Annotated in this window: 15 protein-coding genes; 8 read left to right on the forward strand and 7 right to left on the reverse strand. The window is 64.6% G+C overall.

Annotated elements, in window-relative coordinates:
* Positions 1-65 precede the first annotated feature (65 nt).
* The gene (locus VK804_RS06520; RefSeq protein ID WP_325369058.1) at positions 66-419 is read left to right on the forward strand and encodes a nuclear transport factor 2 family protein; all 354 of its coding nucleotides are present in this window, start codon (positions 66-68) and stop codon (positions 417-419) included.
* A 164-nt stretch (positions 420-583) separates the two neighbouring features.
* Here VK804_RS06520 and VK804_RS06525 read toward each other — a convergent pair whose 3' ends face one another.
* The 4 genes from VK804_RS06525 to VK804_RS06540 all read right to left on the reverse strand — a co-directional run bounded on the left by VK804_RS06525 (position 584) and on the right by VK804_RS06540 (position 6711).
* Entirely contained in the window at positions 584-2800 is a 2217-nt protein-coding gene (locus tag VK804_RS06525) for a 3-hydroxyacyl-CoA dehydrogenase NAD-binding domain-containing protein (protein ID WP_325369060.1), read from the reverse strand.
* Positions 2801-3057: 257 nt separating this feature from the next.
* The gene (locus VK804_RS06530) at positions 3058-4266 is read right to left on the reverse strand and encodes an acetyl-CoA C-acetyltransferase (RefSeq protein ID WP_325369062.1); all 1209 of its coding nucleotides are present in this window, start codon (positions 4264-4266) and stop codon (positions 3058-3060) included.
* Positions 4267-4355: 89 nt separating this feature from the next.
* The gene (locus tag VK804_RS06535) at positions 4356-6146 is read right to left on the reverse strand and encodes an acyl-CoA dehydrogenase C-terminal domain-containing protein (RefSeq protein ID WP_325369064.1); all 1791 of its coding nucleotides are present in this window, start codon (positions 6144-6146) and stop codon (positions 4356-4358) included.
* A 178-nt stretch (positions 6147-6324) separates the two neighbouring features.
* On the reverse strand, positions 6325-6711 hold the full coding sequence (locus VK804_RS06540; protein WP_325369066.1) for a nuclear transport factor 2 family protein: 387 nt from the start codon (positions 6709-6711) through the stop codon (positions 6325-6327).
* A 128-nt stretch (positions 6712-6839) separates the two neighbouring features.
* Between VK804_RS06540 and VK804_RS06545 the strand changes: the two genes are divergently transcribed.
* From VK804_RS06545 to VK804_RS06570, 6 genes are all read left to right on the forward strand, one after another.
* Positions 6840-7427 (forward strand): PadR family transcriptional regulator, encoded by a 588-nt coding sequence (locus VK804_RS06545; protein ID WP_325369068.1) that lies wholly within the window; start codon positions 6840-6842, stop codon positions 7425-7427.
* Positions 7428-7504: 77 nt separating this feature from the next.
* On the forward strand, positions 7505-8260 hold the full coding sequence (locus tag VK804_RS06550; protein WP_325369070.1) for an enoyl-CoA hydratase: 756 nt from the start codon (positions 7505-7507) through the stop codon (positions 8258-8260).
* 245 nt (positions 8261-8505) lie between these two features.
* Positions 8506-11829 (forward strand): hypothetical protein, encoded by a 3324-nt coding sequence (locus tag VK804_RS06555; RefSeq protein WP_325369072.1) that lies wholly within the window; start codon positions 8506-8508, stop codon positions 11827-11829.
* Positions 11830-11911: 82 nt separating this feature from the next.
* Entirely contained in the window at positions 11912-12715 is an 804-nt protein-coding gene (locus VK804_RS06560) for a hypothetical protein (protein WP_325369074.1), read from the forward strand.
* A 207-nt stretch (positions 12716-12922) separates the two neighbouring features.
* Entirely contained in the window at positions 12923-13849 is a 927-nt protein-coding gene (locus tag VK804_RS06565; RefSeq protein ID WP_325369075.1) for a sulfite exporter TauE/SafE family protein, read from the forward strand.
* Entirely contained in the window at positions 13846-14631 is a 786-nt protein-coding gene (locus VK804_RS06570; protein WP_325369077.1) for a TIGR02186 family protein, read from the forward strand. Before VK804_RS06565 ends, VK804_RS06570 begins: the two co-directional genes overlap by 4 nt.
* 50 nt (positions 14632-14681) lie before the next feature.
* Here the strand turns inward: VK804_RS06570 and VK804_RS06575 are convergent, their stop codons facing one another.
* The gene (locus tag VK804_RS06575) at positions 14682-15932 is read right to left on the reverse strand and encodes an MFS transporter (protein WP_325369079.1); all 1251 of its coding nucleotides are present in this window, start codon (positions 15930-15932) and stop codon (positions 14682-14684) included.
* A 198-nt stretch (positions 15933-16130) separates the two neighbouring features.
* A complete protein-coding gene (locus VK804_RS06580) occupies positions 16131-16553 on the reverse strand; it encodes a PadR family transcriptional regulator (protein ID WP_325369081.1) in 423 nt (140 codons plus the stop codon).
* Between the two features lie 589 nt (positions 16554-17142).
* Here VK804_RS06580 and VK804_RS06585 point away from each other — a divergent pair.
* Positions 17143-18675, forward strand: a complete 1533-nt coding sequence (locus tag VK804_RS06585; RefSeq protein ID WP_325369083.1) for a bifunctional diguanylate cyclase/phosphodiesterase — start codon at positions 17143-17145, stop codon at positions 18673-18675.
* Here the strand turns inward: VK804_RS06585 and pdeM are convergent.
* Positions 18669-19361: a ligase-associated DNA damage response endonuclease PdeM gene (pdeM, locus tag VK804_RS06590; protein ID WP_414642728.1), complete on the reverse strand. Its 693-nt coding sequence runs from the start codon at positions 19359-19361 to the stop codon at positions 18669-18671. The two genes, VK804_RS06585 and pdeM, sit on opposite strands and share 7 nt — an antisense overlap.
* Positions 19362-19369 lie beyond the last annotated feature (8 nt).

Here is a 19369-nt window from a genome sequence, read left to right on the forward strand (position 1 = left end):
CAAGCATGGATTGCTTCGTCGCAAGGGCTCCTCGCAATGACGGATGAGAACTGGAGGAGAACATCATGCGAAACGATCTTGCCGAACTGACCGCGCTGAACCGCGACTACGTCGATTCCGTGCAGAATTCCGACGTCAAGCGGTTCGACGAAATCCTCGCCGAGGATTTCTATTGCTCCAATCCCGACAAGTCGCTGGTCGACCGCGCGGCCTTCCTGGCGCAGACCGCAAAGCCGGTCGCGATCAGGAATCTCGAAGCCCGTGACGTCAGGATTCGCCTGATGGGCGATTTCGCCATCATCCATGCCGCGACAAGCTACACGATGCCGGACGGGCAACAGGCCTCGGGCCGCTACACCGACGTCTGGGCGCGGCAGAACGGCCGCTGGCTCGCGGTCTCGGCGCACGTGTCGAGGTGAGAGCGTCGTCCCGGCGAGGCCGGGACGGTTAGAGTCGTCATTGCGAGCCAACGGGTCGCGCGAATGCGCGCCCGATGACAGGCTCCGCGAAGCAATCCATCCCACAGCAAGCGGAAGTATGGATTGCTTCGTCGCAAGCGCTCCTCGCAATGACGAGGTTAGCGTTACGCCGCCGCCAGCTTCTTCGGCGGGAAGCGGCCGTAAAAAGTCTCGCCCTTGGCGGCCATCTCTTCCAGAAGCTTCGGCGGGGTAAAGCGCGAGCCGTATTTGGCCTCGAGCTTGTGGCACAGCGCCACGAAGTTCTTCGTCCCCATGAAGTCGATATAGGACAGCGTGCCGCCGGTGAACGGGGCAAAGCCGAAGCCGAGGATCGAGCCGACATCGGCCTCGCGCATGTCGGTGATGACGTGATCCTCCACGGTGCGCGCGGCTTCCACCGCCTGCACCACGAGAAAGCGCTGCTTCAATTCCTCGACGTCGAGCGTATCAGGATCAAGATGCTTTGGCTGCAGCCCGGACAGCGCCGCCCACAGGGTCTTCTGGCCCTTGCCCTTCTCGGGATAGTCGTAAAAGCCCTTGCCGTTCTTGCGCCCGAAGCGGCCCTGTTTCTCGACCATCTCGACCAGCAGCTTCTTCTGGGCCTGGTCGATGGCGTTGGCGCCGAGATCGGCTTCGGTCGCCTTCATGATCTTGAGCACGAGATCGAGGGCGACTTCATCCGACAGCGACAGCGGCCCGACCGGCATGCCCGCCATCTTCGCGGTGTTCTCGATCATCGCCGGCGGCACGCCTTCCATCAGCATTTCCAGCCCCTCGGCGGTGAAACGCAGCACGCAGCGGTTGGCGAAAAAGCCCCTGCTGTCATTGACCACGATCGGCGTCTTGCCGATCACGCGCACGTAATCGAGCGCGGTGGCGAGCGCGACATCGCCGGTGTTCTTGCCGACGATGATCTCCACCAGCATCATCTTCTCGACCGGCGAGAAGAAATGGATGCCGATGAACTTGCTCTGGTCCCTGAACTCCTCCGCCAGCGAATTGATCGGCAGCGTCGAGGTATTGGAGGCGAAGATCGCGTCCGGTTTCAACAGCGCCTGCGCCTTGGCGTAGGTCTCCGCTTTCACCTTCCGATCCTCGAACACCGCTTCGATGACCAGGTCGCAATCCTTCAAAACGCTGTAATCTGATGTCGCCGAGATGCGGCCGAGAATGGCGTCGCGCTCGCTTTCCTTGGCGCGGCCCTTAGCGATCAGGTCGTCGATCACCGCCTTGGCGTGGCCCTTGCCCTTGTCCGCGCTTTCCTGGTCACGGTCGATCAGCACCACGTCGATGCCGGCCCGTGCCGAGACGTAGCCGACGCTGGCGCCCATGAAGCCGGCGCCGATGATGGCGAGTTTTTTCACCTTGGTCGGCGGCACATTCTGCGGACGCCGCGCGCCCTTGTTCAATTCCTGCATCGACAGGAACAGGCTGCGGATCATCGCCGCGGCTTCCTTGCTGCGCAGGATCTGGGTGAAGTAGCGCGACTCGACCCGCAGCGCGGCGTCGATCGGCAGCTGCAGTCCCTCATAGACGCACTGCATGATGGCGCGCGCCGCCGGATAATTGTCATAGGTCTCGCGGCGGAAGATCGCGTTGCCGGCCGCGAACATCATCATGGTATTCTTGGAATAGACCGGGCCACCCGGCAGGCGGAATTCCTTGGTATCCCATGGCGCGACCGCCTTGCCGCCGCCCTTGATCCAGTCTTTCGCGGACTTGATGAGATCGGCAGGCGGCACGATGGCGTCGATCAGCTTCAGCGCCTTGGCCTTGGCGAGATTGACCGCCTCGCCCTTCAGCAGCAACTGCATCGCATCCTGCGGCGCCACGATGCGCGGCACGCGCTGGGTGCCGCCGGCGCCGGGAAACAACCCGACCTTGACCTCGGGCAGGCCAAGGCGGGTCTTCGGATTATCGGCCGCGACACGGTAGTGGCAGGACAGCGTCAATTCGAACGCACCCGCCAGCGCAAGGCCGTTGATCGCGGCCGCCCACGGCTTGCCGCAGGTTTCTATCGCACGAAACACCAGCGAGGATCTGCGGCTCTCGTCGAACAGGATCTGGTTGGCGGCGACCTCGCCTTTTTCCTTCAGGATGTCGCCGTAGCGGCGGTTCATGCCCTCCAACATCGAAAGGTCAGCGCCGGCGGAGAACGCTTCCTTGCCCGAGGTGACGACGACGCCCTTGACCGCGGCGTCAGCGGAAGTCTGTTTCACGATCTCCTCGAGCTCGGTGATCGTGGTCTCGTCCAGCACGTTCATCGAACGTCCGGGAATATCCCATGTCACCAGCGCAATGCCGTCGGCGTCGGTTTCGAGTTTGAAATTCTTGAAGGCCATGTTGTCGCTCCCAATTCAATCGCTGCGTCACTGCGTAGGGTGGGCAAAGCGAAGCGTGCCCACCACCTACACGGTCGGATTTAGATGGTGGGCACGGCGCAAAGAGCGCCTTTGCCCACCCTACGGCTTGTTGTCTACGTCATCCTGAGGTGGCCTCGCCCTTGCGAGGCCCTCGAAGGATGACTCTCTCCATCCTTCGAGGCTCGGGCTTCGCCCTCGCACCTCAGGATGACGCCTGAGTTCTTGTCAGCAGATGTTTACACCCGCTCGATGATGGTCGCGGTCCCCATGCCGCCGCCGATGCACAAGGTCACCAGCGCGGTCTGCTTGTTGGTGCGCTCGAGTTCGTCGAGCACGGTGCCGAGAATCATCGCACCCGTCGCCCCCAGCGGATGGCCGAGCGCGATCGCGCCGCCATTGACGTTGATCTTGTCGGGGTCGATGTCGAAAGCCTGCATGTAGCGCAGCACCACCGAGGCGAAGGCTTCGTTGAGTTCGAACAGATCGATATCGGATTTCTTCATGCCGGAGCGTTCGAACAGTTTTACGGTAACGTCGACCGGGCCGGTCAGCATCATCGCCGGCTCCGAGCCGATATTGGCGAAGGCGCGGATTTTCGCACGCGGCTTCAGGCCGTGCTTCTTGCCGGCCGCTTCGCTGCCGAGCAGTACCGCGCCGGCGCCGTCGACGATCCCCGAGGAATTGCCGGCATGATGCACGTAATTGATGCGCTCGATCTCGGGATGCGACTGGATCGCCACCGCATCGAAGCCACCCATCTGCGCCATGCCTGCGAACGACGGCTGCAGCGACGCCAGCGACTGCATCGTCGTGGTAGGCCGCATGTGCTCGTCCTTGGCCAAGAGCGTCAGCCCGTTGACGTCCTTCACCGGGATCACCGAATTCTTGAAGCGGCCCTCGTCCCAGGCCTTGCCGGCGCGCTGCTGGCTCTGCACCGCATAGGCATCGACGTCGTCGCGCGAAAAGCCGTACTTTGTGGCGATCAAATCAGCCGAGACGCCCTGCGGCATGTAGTAGGCCGGCACCGCGATGGAGGGATCCACCGGCCAGGCGCCGCCGGAAGCGCCGATGCCGACCCGGCTCATCGATTCGGCGCCGCCGCCGATGGTGAGTTCATGCTGGCCGCTCATGATTTGCGCCGCGGCGAAATTCACCGCGTCGAGGCCGGAGGCGCAGAACCGGTTGATCTGGACGCCGGGAACGGATTCGCCAAGCCCCGCCTCGATCGCCGCGAAGCGCGCGATGTCGCTTCCGGCCTCGCCGACCGGATCGACCACCCCGAGGATGACGTCGTCGACCACGCCTTCCGCCAGATGGTTGCGCTGCTTCAGGGCCTTTAGCGGCGCGGTGGCGAGCGCCAGCGCGGTCACCTCGTGCAACGCGCCATCCTGCTTGCCGCGCCCGCGCGGGGTGCGAACGTGATCGTAGATATAGGCCTCAGGCATGACGCCCTCCTGGTATGAGGATCATAATATATAGGCGGATTGGAAGATGTCGCGGACCTTGCAGGGCCGCGGGAAGAAAATTTCTCCGGTCAGAACGCTTCCGCCGCCAATTCCATGGTGGTCGCGCAGCCGGTCTGGATGCGCGCAAGATGCACCGACGTTTCCGGCAGCATCCGCTCCATGAAGAAGCGGCCGGTCACGAGCTTGGTGGTCAGATAGGGCGTCGTCCCCGCGGACGCAATCTTGTCGAGCGCCACTTTCGCCATTCGCGCCCACATATAGGCAAATGTGACGAGCCCGAACAGCTGCATGTAATCGGTGGCCGCCGCACCGGCATTGTCGGGCTTCATCATCGCATTCTGCATCAGCCAGGTGGTGGCCTGCTGCAGATGGCCGAGCGCGCTGCTCATCGGCGTCACATAGGGCTTCATGGCCTCGTCCCCGCCATGATCCTTGGCAAACGTACCGACCTCGTTGAAGAACGCCATCACAGCGCGGCCGCCATCGCGCGGCAGTTTGCGGCCGACCAGATCGAGCGCCTGGATGCCGTTGGCGCCCTCGTAGATCATGGCGATGCGGGCGTCGCGTACGAACTGCTCCATGCCGTTTTCGGCGATGTAGCCGTGGCCGCCATACATCTGCTGCGCCAGCACCGCGTTGGAGAAGCCGACGTCGGTAAGCACGCCCTTCAGGACCGGCGTCATCAGCCCCATATGGTCGTCCGCCTCCTGGCGATCCTTAGGATCAGAGGAGCGGTGGGCGACGTCGCTCTTCAGCGCGGTCCACACCACCATGGCGCGCGCCGCCTCGTTGAAGGCGCGGATGGTGAGCAGCGTGCGGCGCACGTCGGGATGCACGATGATCGGATCGGCCGGCTTGTCCGGCGCCTTGGGCCCGGTCAGCGAGCGGCCCTGCAGCCGATCGCGCGCATAGGCGACGGCGTTCTGATAGGCGACTTCCGACTGTGCCAGCCCCTGCACGGCGACGCCGAGCCGCGCCTCGTTCATCATCACGAACATGCCCTGCATGCCCTTGTTTTCCTCGCCGATCAGCCAGCCGGTGGCGCCGTCGTAATTCATCACGCAGGTGGAATTGCCGTGGATGCCCATCTTGTGTTCGATCGAGCCGCAGGAGACGCCGTTGCGTTCGCCCAGCGAGCCGTCGGCATTGACCAGGATTTTCGGCACCACGAACAGCGACACGCCCTTGATGCCCGCGGGCGCGCCCTCGATTCGCGCCAGCACCAGATGGATGATGTTGTCCGCCAGGTCGTGCTCGCCGGCGGAAATGAATATCTTGGTGCCTGTGATCTTGTAGCTGCCGTCGGCCTGCTTGACCGCCTTGGTGCGCAACAGGCCCAGATCCGTGCCGCATTGCGGCTCGGTCAGGTTCATGGTGCCGGTCCACTCGCCCGCCACCATCTTCGGCACGAACAGGTTCTTCTGTTCGGGCCTGCCGTGCACGATCAACGCCGCGGTCGCGCCCATGGTGAGCCCGCCATACATCGAAAACGCCATGTTGGCCGAGCACTGGAATTCGGTGACCGCCTGGCTCAACGCCACCGGCAGGCCCTGTCCGCCATATTCCGATGGCACCGACAGCCCGAGCCAGCCGCCTTCGGCGACCTGCCTGAAGGCGTCCTTGAAACCCTTTGGCGTCGTTACGCTGCCGTCGTCGTGGCGGACGCAGCCCTCCAGATCGCCGGTGCGATTGAGCGGCTGCAGCACTTCCTCCGCCAGTTTCGCCGCCTCACCCAAAATCGCCTCGCGCACATCGGCGGAAGCGTCGGAAAAGCCGGGAAGGTTGTCGTAGCGGTCGATCTGAAACACGTCGTTGAACAGGAACTGGACGTCTTCCACGGGGGCTTTGTAGATCGGCATGATGTTCTCCCGGCAGGGGCAATCTAAAGTTGGCGGAGGTGTTTTGGAGGCAGGCGTTGAAGCGGAATCTTGCGATTCTCTGGAGACTGACCTTATCCGGTTCCTGAGGTCCTGGCGGCAAATATCCGCTGCGCCGTTGCGACATTACGGCAGCAGACATTGTCTCACTGTTTTGGTCTCACTGTTTTGCGAGTTGCTCCCCCATCAAACGATGCAGGAGATTGATCGCCTTGAGCGGGCGCACCATCACCTTGAAATGCGCGATCCGGCCATCCGCGCTGAAGGTGATGATATCGACACCGTTGATTCGGACGCCCTCGACGTCGTTTTCGAATTCGAGGACCGCACCGTCATTGCTGCGCCATTCCCCGGTATATCTGAAGCCGGGGCCGCCCAGCACCTTTTCCGCGCTCGACAGGTATTTGAAGGTGATGTCGCGCCCGCGCTGCGGCGTATGCACGACGGGGCTCTCGAACACCGCATCGGGATGAAGCAGATCCCAGAGCGCCGCATGGTCGTGGGACTTCATATAGCCGTACCACTTGTCGAGGGCGGTGATGGTCATGCTGTCTCCGGTCCGCGCGATGACGACGTCGGGTCCCGGCAAGATGCCGGCCAATCTTTATGTGCGTTGACGCATATGCAACTTTATGCATAATGTCAATGATGCCGTAAGAGGGAGGGGCCCGCGTGATGGCGCTCGGTGACGCGATCCTTGTATGCCTGACGGAACGTCCGATGACGGGCTATGAACTCGCCAAGACGTTCGACGCGTCGATCGGTTTCTTCTGGAGAGCCGACCACCAGCAGATCTATCGCGAACTCGCACGGCTGCGCGACCGGGGCCACATCCAGGGCCGCGAGGTCGTGCAGACGGGCAAGCCAAACAAGCTGGTCTATACCCTCACGCCCGAGGGTAGAGCGGCCTTGCGGCACTGGGCGGCGCGGCCGAGCAGCCCGGCTTCGATCAAGGACGATCTGCTGGTGCGGCTCTACGCGCTTGACAGCATCGACATCGATTCCTTGCGCACCGACCTGATGGCGCGGCTGGAGTATCATCGCGACCGTCTATCCCGCTTCGAACATATTCTTGACAGCCGCTTTCCCCATGGCGCCGCGTCACTCGCGGAGACCGGCCGGCTGCTCGTGCTGCACATGGGGCTTCGCCACGAGCATGCCGTGGCGGAGTGGTGCGAGCAGGCGCTCCAAACCCTGTCGGCCAACGCCAACGACATGAATGTCACGCCGATCAACGGCAGCCAGCGCGACACCAAGGGATGACCGTATCGCCTGACGGCTTCAGCCAATCTGGCGCGGTAGCGACTGCGACATAACAGGGCCAAGCGGGAGACAGCCAGATGACCGATCACATTCTGAGCATTCGGCACGGAGCCGTGCTGGAAGCACGGTTAAACCGCCCCGAGAAGAAAAATGCGCTGACGGGTGCCATGTATCACGGCATCTGCGATCTACTCGAACAGGCGAGTTCCAGTAATTCGATCCGCGCGGTGTTGCTGACGGCCGAAGGATCGACGTTTACCGCAGGAAATGATCTGGCGGAATTCATGTCGCTTTCCGGCGATTTTACGAATTCGCCGCAGGGCCGGTTTGTTCGCACCATCACCAGTACAACGAAACCAATCGTTGCAGCAGTGCATGGAAGGGCAGTCGGCATTGGCACCACAATGCTGCTGCATTGCGACCTGGTCTATGGGTCTCCCGACCTCAAGCTATCGACACCCTTCGTGGACATGGGACTGATCCCGGAGGCCGGTTCGACCGTGCTATTGCCCGCCTATATCGGGCTGCAGCGCGCCTCGGCGCTGCTGCTGCTCGGGGAGACCTTCGACGCCGAGACCGCCGTTGCCGCGGGTCTTGTGAATGCGATTGTATCGGCCGACGAACTCCATGCGCATGCGCTCGAAAAGGCGCAAGCGCTCGCATCGAAGGCGCCGGAGGCGTTTGCGGTGGCGCGTCGGCTGATGCGCGGTCATAAACCCCAGCTCGACGCGCAACTGGCGGAGGAAGGGGAAGCGTTCAAGCGGGCGGTCGGCGGCCCCGAAGCGCGGGAAGCATTCGCCGCCTTCTTTGAGAAACGCAAGCCGGTGTTTTGAGGGGATCACCTGGCGCGTCCTGGTTGGGCGACCAGTCGCGCCGCCGATCATTCCCGTCAATTTCGAGCCTTTAGCCAACTTTCCGGGCTCCCGATCCGATTCCTTAACCGGTTATTTACCGTAACAGCCAAAAGTCGGTGTCTGAGGCAGACGACCTGCGCGGAATCCGATTGTCTCTTCTCAAGGGACGCGCGGGGAGGCTGAAGGCGCGAGGTGGCGCGCCGGAGTCGGAACCGGACCAGAGCATGAATTCGCGCGTATCGTGGAGTGTTGAGGGCATCGATCCATCCGTCCGCGAGAGGGCCGAGGCCGCCGCGCGGCGTGCCGGCATGTCGCTGAACGACTGGCTCAATTCCACCATCGGCGAATCCGCCCCGCCCAATTTTCGCGAGCCTGCCGAGCAGCGGCCGATGGCGCCGAGCCAGGAAACCCGCGACGTCGCCGACATCCATCAGCGGCTGGATTCCATTACCCGCCAGATCGAACAGATCTCGCAGCCCAAGCCGCGCGGCGACACCGTGCGCAGCGAGCAGGGCGTCGCCCGGCAGCTGAACGATGCCATTTCGCGCCTCGACGCGCGGCTGTCGCAAATCTCCAATCCGGCCGCAAGGCAAGCCCAGCGTCAGGACAAGCAGCGCCAGAACGAAATGGTCGAGCGCGCGGCGTCCCAGGTCTATCGTCCCTCGCCGCCGCTGAGCCCGGCCTCGCTCGATTCCGCGATCGCCGAAATCGCGGCACGGCAGAGCGAACTCGATGCGCCGTCACAGCGGCAAGCGCCGCGCCTGCCGCCGCGTAGCGCGCCTCCGACCGCGCCGGCAATGGCACCCGCCATGGCGCCGCCGCCAGCGCCGCCAGCATCTCCGGGACCGGACTTTTCCATCCTCGAGCGGCATCTGCTCAAGATCACGAGCCAGATCGAGGCGCTGCAGCGTCCCGACGGGATCGAGCAATCGATCGCCGCGTTCCGCAGCGAACTCTCCGAGATTCGTCACGCCATCACCGAGGCGATGCCGCGCCGGGCGATCGAATCGATCGAAAGCGAAATCCGTTCGCTGGCCCGCCGCATCGACGACAACAAGCAGAGCGGTACCGACGAAAAGGCGCTGGCCGGCATCGAGCGCGCGCTCGGCGAAATCCGCGAAGTGCTGCGCTCGCTGATGCCGGCGGAGCAACTCGCCGGCTATGACGAGGCGATCCGCAATCTCGGCGCCAAGCTCGACCTGATCCTGCGCTCCAGCGACGATCCCTCCACCGTCCAGCAGCTCGAAGGCGCCATCGCCGCCCTTCGCGCCATCGTCTCCAATGTCGCCTCCAACGACGCGCTGGCCCGGCTCTCCGAAGATGTCCGCCTGCTGTCGGCGAAGGTCGACCAGCTCGGCCGCACCGAGAGCAACGGCGATTCCTTCGCAATGCTGGAGCAGCGCATCGCGGCGCTGACCTCGGCGCTGGAAGTGCGCGAACCGCCGGCGCGAAGCGAAAACACCGAATATCTCGAAGGCGCGCTGCGCTCGCTGTCCGAGCGCCTCGACCGGATGCCGGTCGGCAATGACAACAGCTCCGCCTTCGCCCATCTCGAGCAGCGCGTGTCCTATCTTCTGGAGCGGCTGGAAGCCTCGAGCGATCACCGGCCCTCGCTCGATCTCGGGCGGGTCGAGGAAGGGCTGCAGGACATTCTGCGGCACCTCGAAGCCCAGCACGCGGCCGTGGCCCGCCTCGCCGCCGACACCGGCCGCAGCGAGCCCGAACCTGTCGATTCCGGCCTGATCGACGTGGTCAAGCGCGAATTGTCCGACATCCGCTTCAACCAGTCGGAAACCGACCGTCATACCCAGGATTCGCTGGAGGCCGTTCATAACACGCTCGGCCATGTGGTCGACCGGCTGGCGATGATCGAGGGCGATTTGCGTAACGTGCGCGCAGCCCCGGTTGCGCCGCCGATGGAAGCGCCATACGCGGCGCCCCAAGCTCCCCTGCCGCAACCGGCCGCCGCAGCGCGCGTCGAGATGCCGCCGCAGCCGAAGCCGGAATTGCCCAATCCCGCCGCGGCGCAGGAGCCTTTCATGGCCGCGCCGCGGGATTTCCACGCCTTCTCGGCGCCGACGCAGGTCACGGCCGCGGCCCCGGTGGCGCCGCGCGCCATCAGCGAAATCCTGGTGCCGCACACGGCGACGCCGTGGCCGGTGATCGAGCCGGATCTGCCGCCGGATCATCCGCTCGAACCGGGCACGCGGCCGAGTGGCAGGGTCGCCTCGCCGTCGGAGCGCATCGCGGCGTCCGAAAACGCGATCAGCGAAATTCCGGCCGCCGCCGTGAGCACCCCGGCCAGCACGTCGAGCTTCATCGCCGCCGCGCGGCGCGCCGCGCAGGCGGCAGCTGCGGCTGCGCCTGCCGACGCCAAGACCGGCCGCGGTCCGCTCAAAGGCGCCACCGGCAAGGGCAAGGAACCCTCCACCATCACCTCCAAGATCCGCTCGGTGCTGGTCGGCGCGAGCGTGGTCGTGATCGTGCTCGGCACCTTCAAGATGGCGATGACGCTGCTCGAAGGCAGCAGCGCGCCGCCGATGCCGGCAGTCGAGACCAGCGAGCCGCCGCCATCAGCGCAACCGCCCGCCAATGACGCCGCCAAGCCGACGCCGCCGGAGCAACCGTCGATGACCTCGCCGACGCCGATCGGCCGGCAATCGTTCAATAATCCCGCGCCTGCCGCCGATGTCGGCGCATCGGTTGCGATCCCGCCGGCGCCGCCCACCGCCTCGCCGGTCACATCGAGCGATATCACCGGTTCGATTCCGACAGCGATGGCCTCGCCCGGCAACCATAAACTCTCGATGGTGCAGGTGCCGCCAACCGAAAGACTGCCCGACGGCATCGGCGGACCGGTGTTGCGCGCCGCCGCGATGAAGGGCGATCCGACCGCGGCCTACGAAGTCGGCGTGCGCTTCGCCGAAGGCAAGGGGATTGCCGTCAATCTCGACGAGGCCGCGAAATGGTATGATCGCGCGGCGCAGGCCGGCGTGGTGCCGGCGATCTTCCGGCTCGGCACCTTCTACGAGAAGGGCCTGTCCGTGAAAAAGGACGTCGATATCGCACGGCGCTATTATCTGCAGGCCGCCGAGCGCGGCAACGCCAAGGCGATGCACAATCTCGCCGTGCTTGACGCCGATGGCGGCGGCAAGGGCGCCGATTACAAGAGCGCCTCGCAATGGTTCCGAAAAGCCGCCGATCGCGGCGTCGCCGACAGCCAGTTCAACCTCGGCATCCTCTATGCCCGCGGCATCGGCGTCGAACAGAACCTCGCCGAATCCTTCAAATGGTTCAGTCTGGCGGCGGCGCAGGGCGACGCCGATTCCGCGCACAAGCGCGACGACATTGCCAAGCGGCTCGACCCGCAATCGCTGGCCGCGGCCAAGCTCGCGATCCAGACCTTCACGCCTGAACCGCAGCCCGACGACGCCATCAATGTGGCGGGCCCGGCCGGCGGATGGGACCCGGCGCCGGCGCAGGCCGCCGCCGCGCCAAAGCCCGCGGTCAAGCCGGTTGCGGCCAAGCGCACCGCCGCCGCGCATTGAGGCCGCTTGGCGGCTCAGCCGCCATATTTTTCTTCGGAAAACCCGTGTAGACAGGCGCGGCATCACGCCGCGTGAGGATCATTTGTCTGCCAATGACGGTCAGGACCAGGACGGTCCATTCCGAAGCTCGCCGACCGGGCCCTGGGTGACCCCGCCGCGCAAGCCGGCCGCCGCCCCCTCCCCGCGGCCTCGCCCTGCGACCAGAAGCCGGCGGAATCTCCTCTCGGTCCTGATCTTCGTTGTCCTGATTTCCAGCATCGGCGTCCGCGCCTACAGGGATCTGTCGCGGCCCGAGGCCTGGGCCTACTGGAGGGACCAGTATTTTTCGCCGAGCCTGACCTCGTCGCTGGTGAGGGGTGTCGACCTCGGTGGCGGCAGCTCCGGCCGGCCCGCCCTGTTCATCAGCGGCAAGATCGGCCCGGCCGCGGCGAGCTGGTTCCGCGACAAGGTGGACGACGCCCATCTCGCGCCGGGCGATACCGTGTTGATGTCCTCGCCGGGCGGCGATGTGGATCAGGCCGTCATCATGGGAGAAATCATTCGATCGCGCGGATTGACGACGGCCGTCGGTGTCGTCGACGCCTCGGGCGCGCTCAGGCCGTCTTATTGCGCCAGCGCCTGCGTATTGGTCTACGCCGGCGGCAAGAACCGTTACGGCGTCGAAGGATCGATGCTGGGGGTCCACCGCTTTGTGACGTCTTCGCCCGGGCGCGACCCGGTTGCCGAAGCCCAGCGGACCACGGGGATGGTGCTGAGCTACATGACCAGAATGGGCGTCTCGTCTGCGGTCGTGGAAGCGATGTCCGCAACCAGCGACGTCCGCTGGCTCGGCGCAAGGGAAGCCGTGGCCATGAACCTCGTCACCGACCCGGTCCGGAAGCCTTGAAGCGCGGCTCGTTAATCTGAATTATTCACCACACCGCAAGGTGCGTCGCCGGCCGCGGCAAAAAAGCCGCCCGGTTGCGGATTCTTTAGTCCCTCCGCGCGGCGATTTCGGTTATGCAGGGGCGCGGCCGTTGATCCGCGCTCCCGAAGAAACCACGCCGTGAGCGGCTTCGGCCGGCCTCACCGCCCATTCTCGAAGCAACCGCGCGTGCAACTTTATCTTCCGATCGCCGACCTTCCGGTCAATATTTTCCTCATCCTGGCGATGGGCGCGGCCGTGGGTTTCGTGTCGGGCATGTTCGGCATCGGCGGCGGCTTCCTGATGACGCCGCTGTTGATCTTCATCGGGATCGCGCCCGCGGTCGCGGTCGCCTCCGTCGCCAGCCATATCGCGGCCTCGTCGTTTTCCGGCGCGCTGTCCTATTGGCGCCGCCGCGCGATCGATCCGGCGCTGGCGCTGGTCTTGTTATGCGGCGGCATCGTCGGCACCACGCTCGGGGTATGGACCTTCACGCTGCTGCGCTCGCTCGGCCAGCTCGACCTGATGATCGCGCTGTCCTACGTGCTGCTGCTCACCACCGTCGGCGGCCTGATGTTCTGGGAAGGCCTGCGCGCCATCCTGCGCGCGCGCCGCGGCGCGCCGGTTTCGATGCGCCGCCCCGGCAGCCATGGCTGGATCCACGGCCTGCCGCTGAAGATGCGCTTCAAGCGCTCCAAGATCTATCTGTCGGTGATTCCGGTGGTCGGCGTCGGCGTCATCATCGGCTTCATCGGCGCGGTGATGGGCATCGGCGGCGGCTTCATCCTGGTCCCGATCATGATCTATTTCCTCAGGGTGCCGACCTCGACCGTGATCGGCACCTCGATGGTGCTCACGCTGGTCACGATGATTTTCGCCACCCTGCTGCACGCGGTCACCAAGCATCTGGTCGACGCCGTGCTGGCGCTGATCCTGATGGTCGGCGGCGTCACCGGCGCGCAGTTCGGCGCGCGCGCCGGGCAGAAGATTCGCGGCGAACATCTGCGGCTGTTGCTGGGATTGTTGATTCTCGCGGTCGGCATCCGCTTTGCCGTCGAACTCGTGATACGCCCCGACGATCTCTTCACCATCCGGGAAACCGGAGGCGCCGCATGATCGCGCGCGCCGCCCTCACCGCAATTGGCGCCGTGCTGACGCTGGCGCTACCGCCGGCGCCGGCACGCGCCGAGCGGCTGATCGTCTCGGTCTCCAACCACCGGGTCACGGTGACGCCGAACTATTCCGGCGAGGAGCTGGTGTTGTTCGGCTCGGTCGAAAAGGACGCCACGACGCCGTCGACCCGCAACAATTACGATCTGGTCGTCACCGTCGCAGGGCCCCCCGCCGACATGGTGACGCGGCGCAAGGAGCGCAAATTCGGCATCTGGATCAACACCGATTACCGCCAGTTCCTGCAGGTGCCGACCTATCTGGCGCTGTTTGCCAACCGGCCCTTCAACGCCATCGCTTCCCCCGACGTCGAGCGGCGGCAGCAGCTCGGATTGAACAACGTGCTGTTGACCCAGCGGGTCGGGCCCGATTACGCCGACGTGGTGCCGAACGACGCATTCCGCAGCGCCTTCGTGCGGCTGCGCAGCGAGCACGGCCTCTACCGCGAGGACACCTCCGCGGTGACCTTCCTGACGCCGACGCTGTTCCGCACCGGCATCCCGCTGCCGGCCGAAGTGCCGATCGGCACCTACAATGTCGAGATCCAGCTGTTTTCCGGCGGCGCGCTGGTGACGAAGACCGAGACCACGTTCGAGATCGTCAAGGTCGGCTTCGAGCAGTTCGTCGCCACCAGGGCACGCCAGGACGGCCTGGTCTATGGCCTTGTCACGGCGTTCATGGCGCTGATGACCGGCTGGATGGCCTCGATCGTGTTCCGCAAGGATTGATCCTCCGCGGAGACCCGCATACCCAGTGCGGGTGCGGCGGCCTTGCGCAGTCAAGGGATGGCCAGCAGTCCGCCGGCAATCGCCAATGTGGCGAGAGCCGAAAGCGCAAGCGACCAGTGCACGCCGATCAGGCTGCCTAACAGGCCAACGGAAACGCCGCTGAAGGCGCGCAAGCCAAGGCTCGACATATTGAACAGACCGATGACACGTCCGCGCTTGTCGGGCGGAGCATTCATCTGGACGAGGGTCTGCGCCATGGCGTTGAAGGATAATTCCAGGAATCCCGCGGCAAACAGGAAGCCGACGGCGAGCGGATAGCTCTTGGCCAGCGAGAAGACCGCCAGCGCCACACACCACAACATGGCGAGCACGATGGCGGTGCGCGGCCGCGGCGGCAGCAATCCCCTGGCTTCGAGCATGACGCCCCCGAGCAACCCGCCGGCGGCATCCGCGGCGAGGAGCAGGCTGTAAGACAGGCCGGGATCGCCATGGCCGAGATCGTTCGCGAAACCCGGCATCTGGGAACTATAGGCATTGCCGACGAAGAACGAGGCCGCGCCGGCGAGCAGCGTCATCGAGACGATGACGGAATGAACCCTGATATCCCGCATTGTCTGCACGATGTCGCCAAGTCCGCGGACGGCGCGGCGCGGCGCAGGCTTGCCGAGGCGGTAGCGCGGACCGTACGGCGCGTTCACCAGCCATAGCACCAGCGGCAAATAGAACACGGTGTTGAGCATGATGCCCGGTGCCGGCCCGAACGCGAGCAGGATGGCGGCGCCGACTGCCGGACCAACCAGCACCGCGAGATAACGCGCCATCGCGTTGAGCCGTACCGCGCTCTCCAGATCCGACGGGCCGACGATATCGTAGAGCAACATCTGGTTCGGCGTCTGCCACAGCACCCCGGCACAGCCATGAATCACCAAAATCACCATGGCCTGCCACATCTGCAGGGTGCCCGTGACAAAGAAATAGCTCCAGCTCAGGGATGCGATAATGAAGAGCATCATGCCGATCTGGATGATCCGGCGTGGGTCGAAGCGATCGGCGAGCGCGCCGGAGGCGACCGAAAACATCAGGAACGGCAGCCAATGCGACACGACGGCGAAACCCGCGAGCGCCGGCGAGTGGAATTTCTGATACAGCATCCAGTAGCTGATGACGTGCTCGATATTGTCCGCCATCATGGCGAGCACGAAGGTGGTGAATTGGGCGCGAAAGCCCGGGTGGCGCATCGCCGCGAAGGACCGCTTCGCAGGTAGCGACGGGTCGACGGGGGCAGCTATCGTGTCACTCATAGAGGAACCATCAGTTTTGTTGCGCCGTGCGGTTCGTCCGTCGATGGCAGATCAGGGATCGACAGCTTGGTTGGGCGCGACACTGTCGCGCTTCGCGGACCGCAGGCTGTGGAAGGAAGTTGGCAAGGCGTTCGTGCACGCAGCCGGCGCAACGCCGTTGCGTGATGGCGGTGCGCAAACGGGCAATACCCGCAAATCCTAGCAACGCTCAATCGCGACCGCGGCCGCGTCGAGCGCGGCGGCGATATCGCGGACTTGCTGCTCGGTCAGGGGACCGCGTCCTTCCCGCAAGCGAAGTGCCAATTTGAGGTTTTCTCTCGCGCGCGTGATCTCGGGGGCAGGGCCGCCGCCGTGCCTGGTATTTACCGATTGCATGCGCGCCAGCGCGTGCTCGACCGCGGTTCTGTTCGCTGCGAGGTAGTCGGTGCCCTCGGCGGTGATGGCGTAGAGCTTCCTGCCGTCGCTTTCGACCAGGGTCGCATGCCCGAGTTCTTCGAGCATTGTCAGGGTCGGATAGATGACCCCGGGACTGGGGCTGTAGGTCCCGGCCACGCGATCTTCGATCTCCTTGATGATCTCGTAGCCATGTCGAGGACGTTCGGAAATCAATTTGAGGACCACGAGGCGAAGCTCGCCATGGTCGAACAAACGTCCCGATCGGCGGCCATGCCTATGGTGGCCGCGCCCATCGTCGCGTTCATGGTCGCCGGCTGCGGCCGGCCCGCGGCCAAAGCGGCCGCCGTGATGCTCTCGGTCTGAGTGTCTGTGACGCATTTTTCTTTCGATCCATTTTCGATACAGCTTAGATATATCTAAATCGTATCGAATGCAACACCTTTTTTAGCAAGACTTTTGCGGCACCCGCCAGGACGGCGTGGTCCATGAATTGGTCGCCGCCTGCATGGCGCTGATGACCGGCTGGATGGGCTCGGTCGTTTTCCGGAAGGATTAACGCGCCGCTGCTGGCGGGCTGCAATACGATCGATCACCTCCGTATTTGTCCGGAGTTTGGCTAACGGACTGTTCACGCTCAGTGCCGTCACCGCAGCAGGTTCACGGATTCGCAACTTTGAGGCTGTCTGCTGGCTGGACTATGGCCATTGCCGCGACGGATTCCCCAATCGACCCTGCCGGCTCTCCGAAACATCGGAAGGCCAGGAATTCGGCTGCTCAGTCCGATCGCGCCGCCCAGCTGGCGCTCAGCGCATTCATGAGCATGAACCGGGCGGTCGCCATCATGGGGCCCGACGGCAAGCTGCTGATGCCCAATCTGGTGTTCGGAAAACTGTTCGCCGATGCCGAGCTTTTCGATCGCATCAACCGCGACGCCGGCGCCAACAACGGCAAATGCGAGCGCCAGATCACCCTGGCCGATGGCCGGGCGTTCTGGGTCGAGACCATTCCGATGGACGGCGGGTGGCTGGTCAGCGCCTACAGCATGACCGAACGATCGGCCAAGGCGCGCACCGACACCGTGACCAAACTCGGCAACCGCTTGATGTTCCACGAACAGCTGGCGGAGCTGCTGACCAATCCGGATCGCGCGGGCACTGGTGCCGCCTTGCTCGTGATCGATCTTGATCGCTTCAAGGCCATCAACGAATCGCTTGGACGCAACATCGGCGATGGGCTGCTTGGCCAGGTAGCGGAGCGGATCCGCTCCGCGCTCGGCCATGGCGATATCGTCGCTCGCCTCGGCGGCGACAAGTTCGCCATCATCCAGGCCGGTGCACCGCAGCCGCAATCGGCGGCTGCCCTTGCGGGCCGGATCGTCGATCTGATCGGACGTCCTTTCCTGGTGGAGGGTCAATTGATCGATGTCGCCGCGAGCGCGGGTATCGTCCTGTTCCCCGCCGGCACGGCCGACTGCGAGCAGCTGCTGAAGAACGCCGATCTCGCCTTGCATCGCGCCAAGGGCGACGGCCACGGAACCTATCGCTTCTTCGAGATGGCGATGGACGAGAAGATGCGGTACCGCCGCAATCTCGAAATCGACCTGCGCCGCGCGCTGGCGCGCGGCGAGTTCGCGCTGGTCTATCAACCCCAGTTCAATCTCCGGCTCAACGCGATCACCGGGTTCGAAGCCTTGCTGCGCTGGCAGAGCCCGACCCGGGGCGCGGTGTCGCCGCTCGAATTCATTCCGGTCGCGGAAGATACCGGCATCATCAACTCGATCGGAGAATGGGTGCTACGGACCGCTTGCCTGGAGGCCGCAACATGGCCGGGCGCGCAAAACGTTTCCGTCAATGTTTCGTCGATCCAGTTCAAGAACCAAAATCTCGTGGCGACGATCATGTCGGCTCTCGGCGAAAGCGGCCTCGACCCGCGGCGGCTGGAGCTCGAGATCACCGAAAGCGTGATGCTCGACGCCGGGGGAACCGCGCTTGCGACGCTGCAGAATCTTCGCCAGATCGGCGCGCGCGTCGCGCTGGATGACTTCGGTATAGGCTATTCGTCGCTAGGCTATTTGCGCAGCTTTCCGTTCGACAGGATCAAGATCGATCAGTCCTTCGTGCGAGGCACGCCCAACGACGCCACCGGCCGGGCGATCGTCCGCGCGATCGCCTCGCTCGGTCACAGTCTCGGGATGGCAACGGTTGCCGAAGGCGTCGAAACCGAGGAGCAGATGGCCCGTATCGTGTCGGACGGCTGCACCGATGTGCAGGGCTATCTGATCAGCCGGCCCATGCCGCCGGAACAAATCGGCAAATTTCTCGCGATCCGAGGCCCGAACGCTCAATAGCAGCGCGAGGCGGCAATGATGTGCAGCCGGACATCGCCGAGCACATGCGCCATGAAGCCGGCCGTCTGGAATATCCTTTCGAACGCCGCATCGCGAATGCTGAGGCCCCCGGCATAGGCGCCGAACGCCGGCATCACCGCGCGCTCGCCGTCACAGGCGAAGCATCGCCGCTCCATGGTTCGGCCGCGGGTCGACACCCGCGCCTTGGGATGCAGATGGCCGGCGATTTCGCCGGCAGCACCCGTGGGCTCGTGGCGGAACACGATTTCGCCGATCGCGACTTCGCTGGCGACCAGCCCGCCGAGATCGGCGGGCAGCGCCGGATCGTGATTGCCGGAGATCCAGATCCAGTCGCGCCCCACCTGAAAGGCCGCGATGGTGTCGCGGTCCGGCGCGGACAACCGGTCGGGCGCGGCGCGGTCGTGAAAACTGTCGCCGAGCGCGATCACCATGCGCGGGTCGTGACGGGCGATCACGGCGGCGAGGCGGCCGAGCGTCGCCACGGTGTCGTAGGGCGGCAGCAGCACGCCGCGCGCGGCGAAGCTCGAACCCTTTTCCAGATGCAGGTCGGAAACGACCAGCAGGCCCTGGTCTTCCCAGAACAAGGCGCCGGAGAGATCGGCGGCGAACGTCACGCCGGCGATATCGACGGTGGCGTTGCGCGCGGTTTGCAATTCGTCGTCCAGATCCTGCG

The organism is Bradyrhizobium sp. (assembly GCF_035484855.1).
In the GTDB taxonomy this organism is placed as follows: Bacteria; Pseudomonadota; Alphaproteobacteria; order Rhizobiales; family Xanthobacteraceae; genus Bradyrhizobium.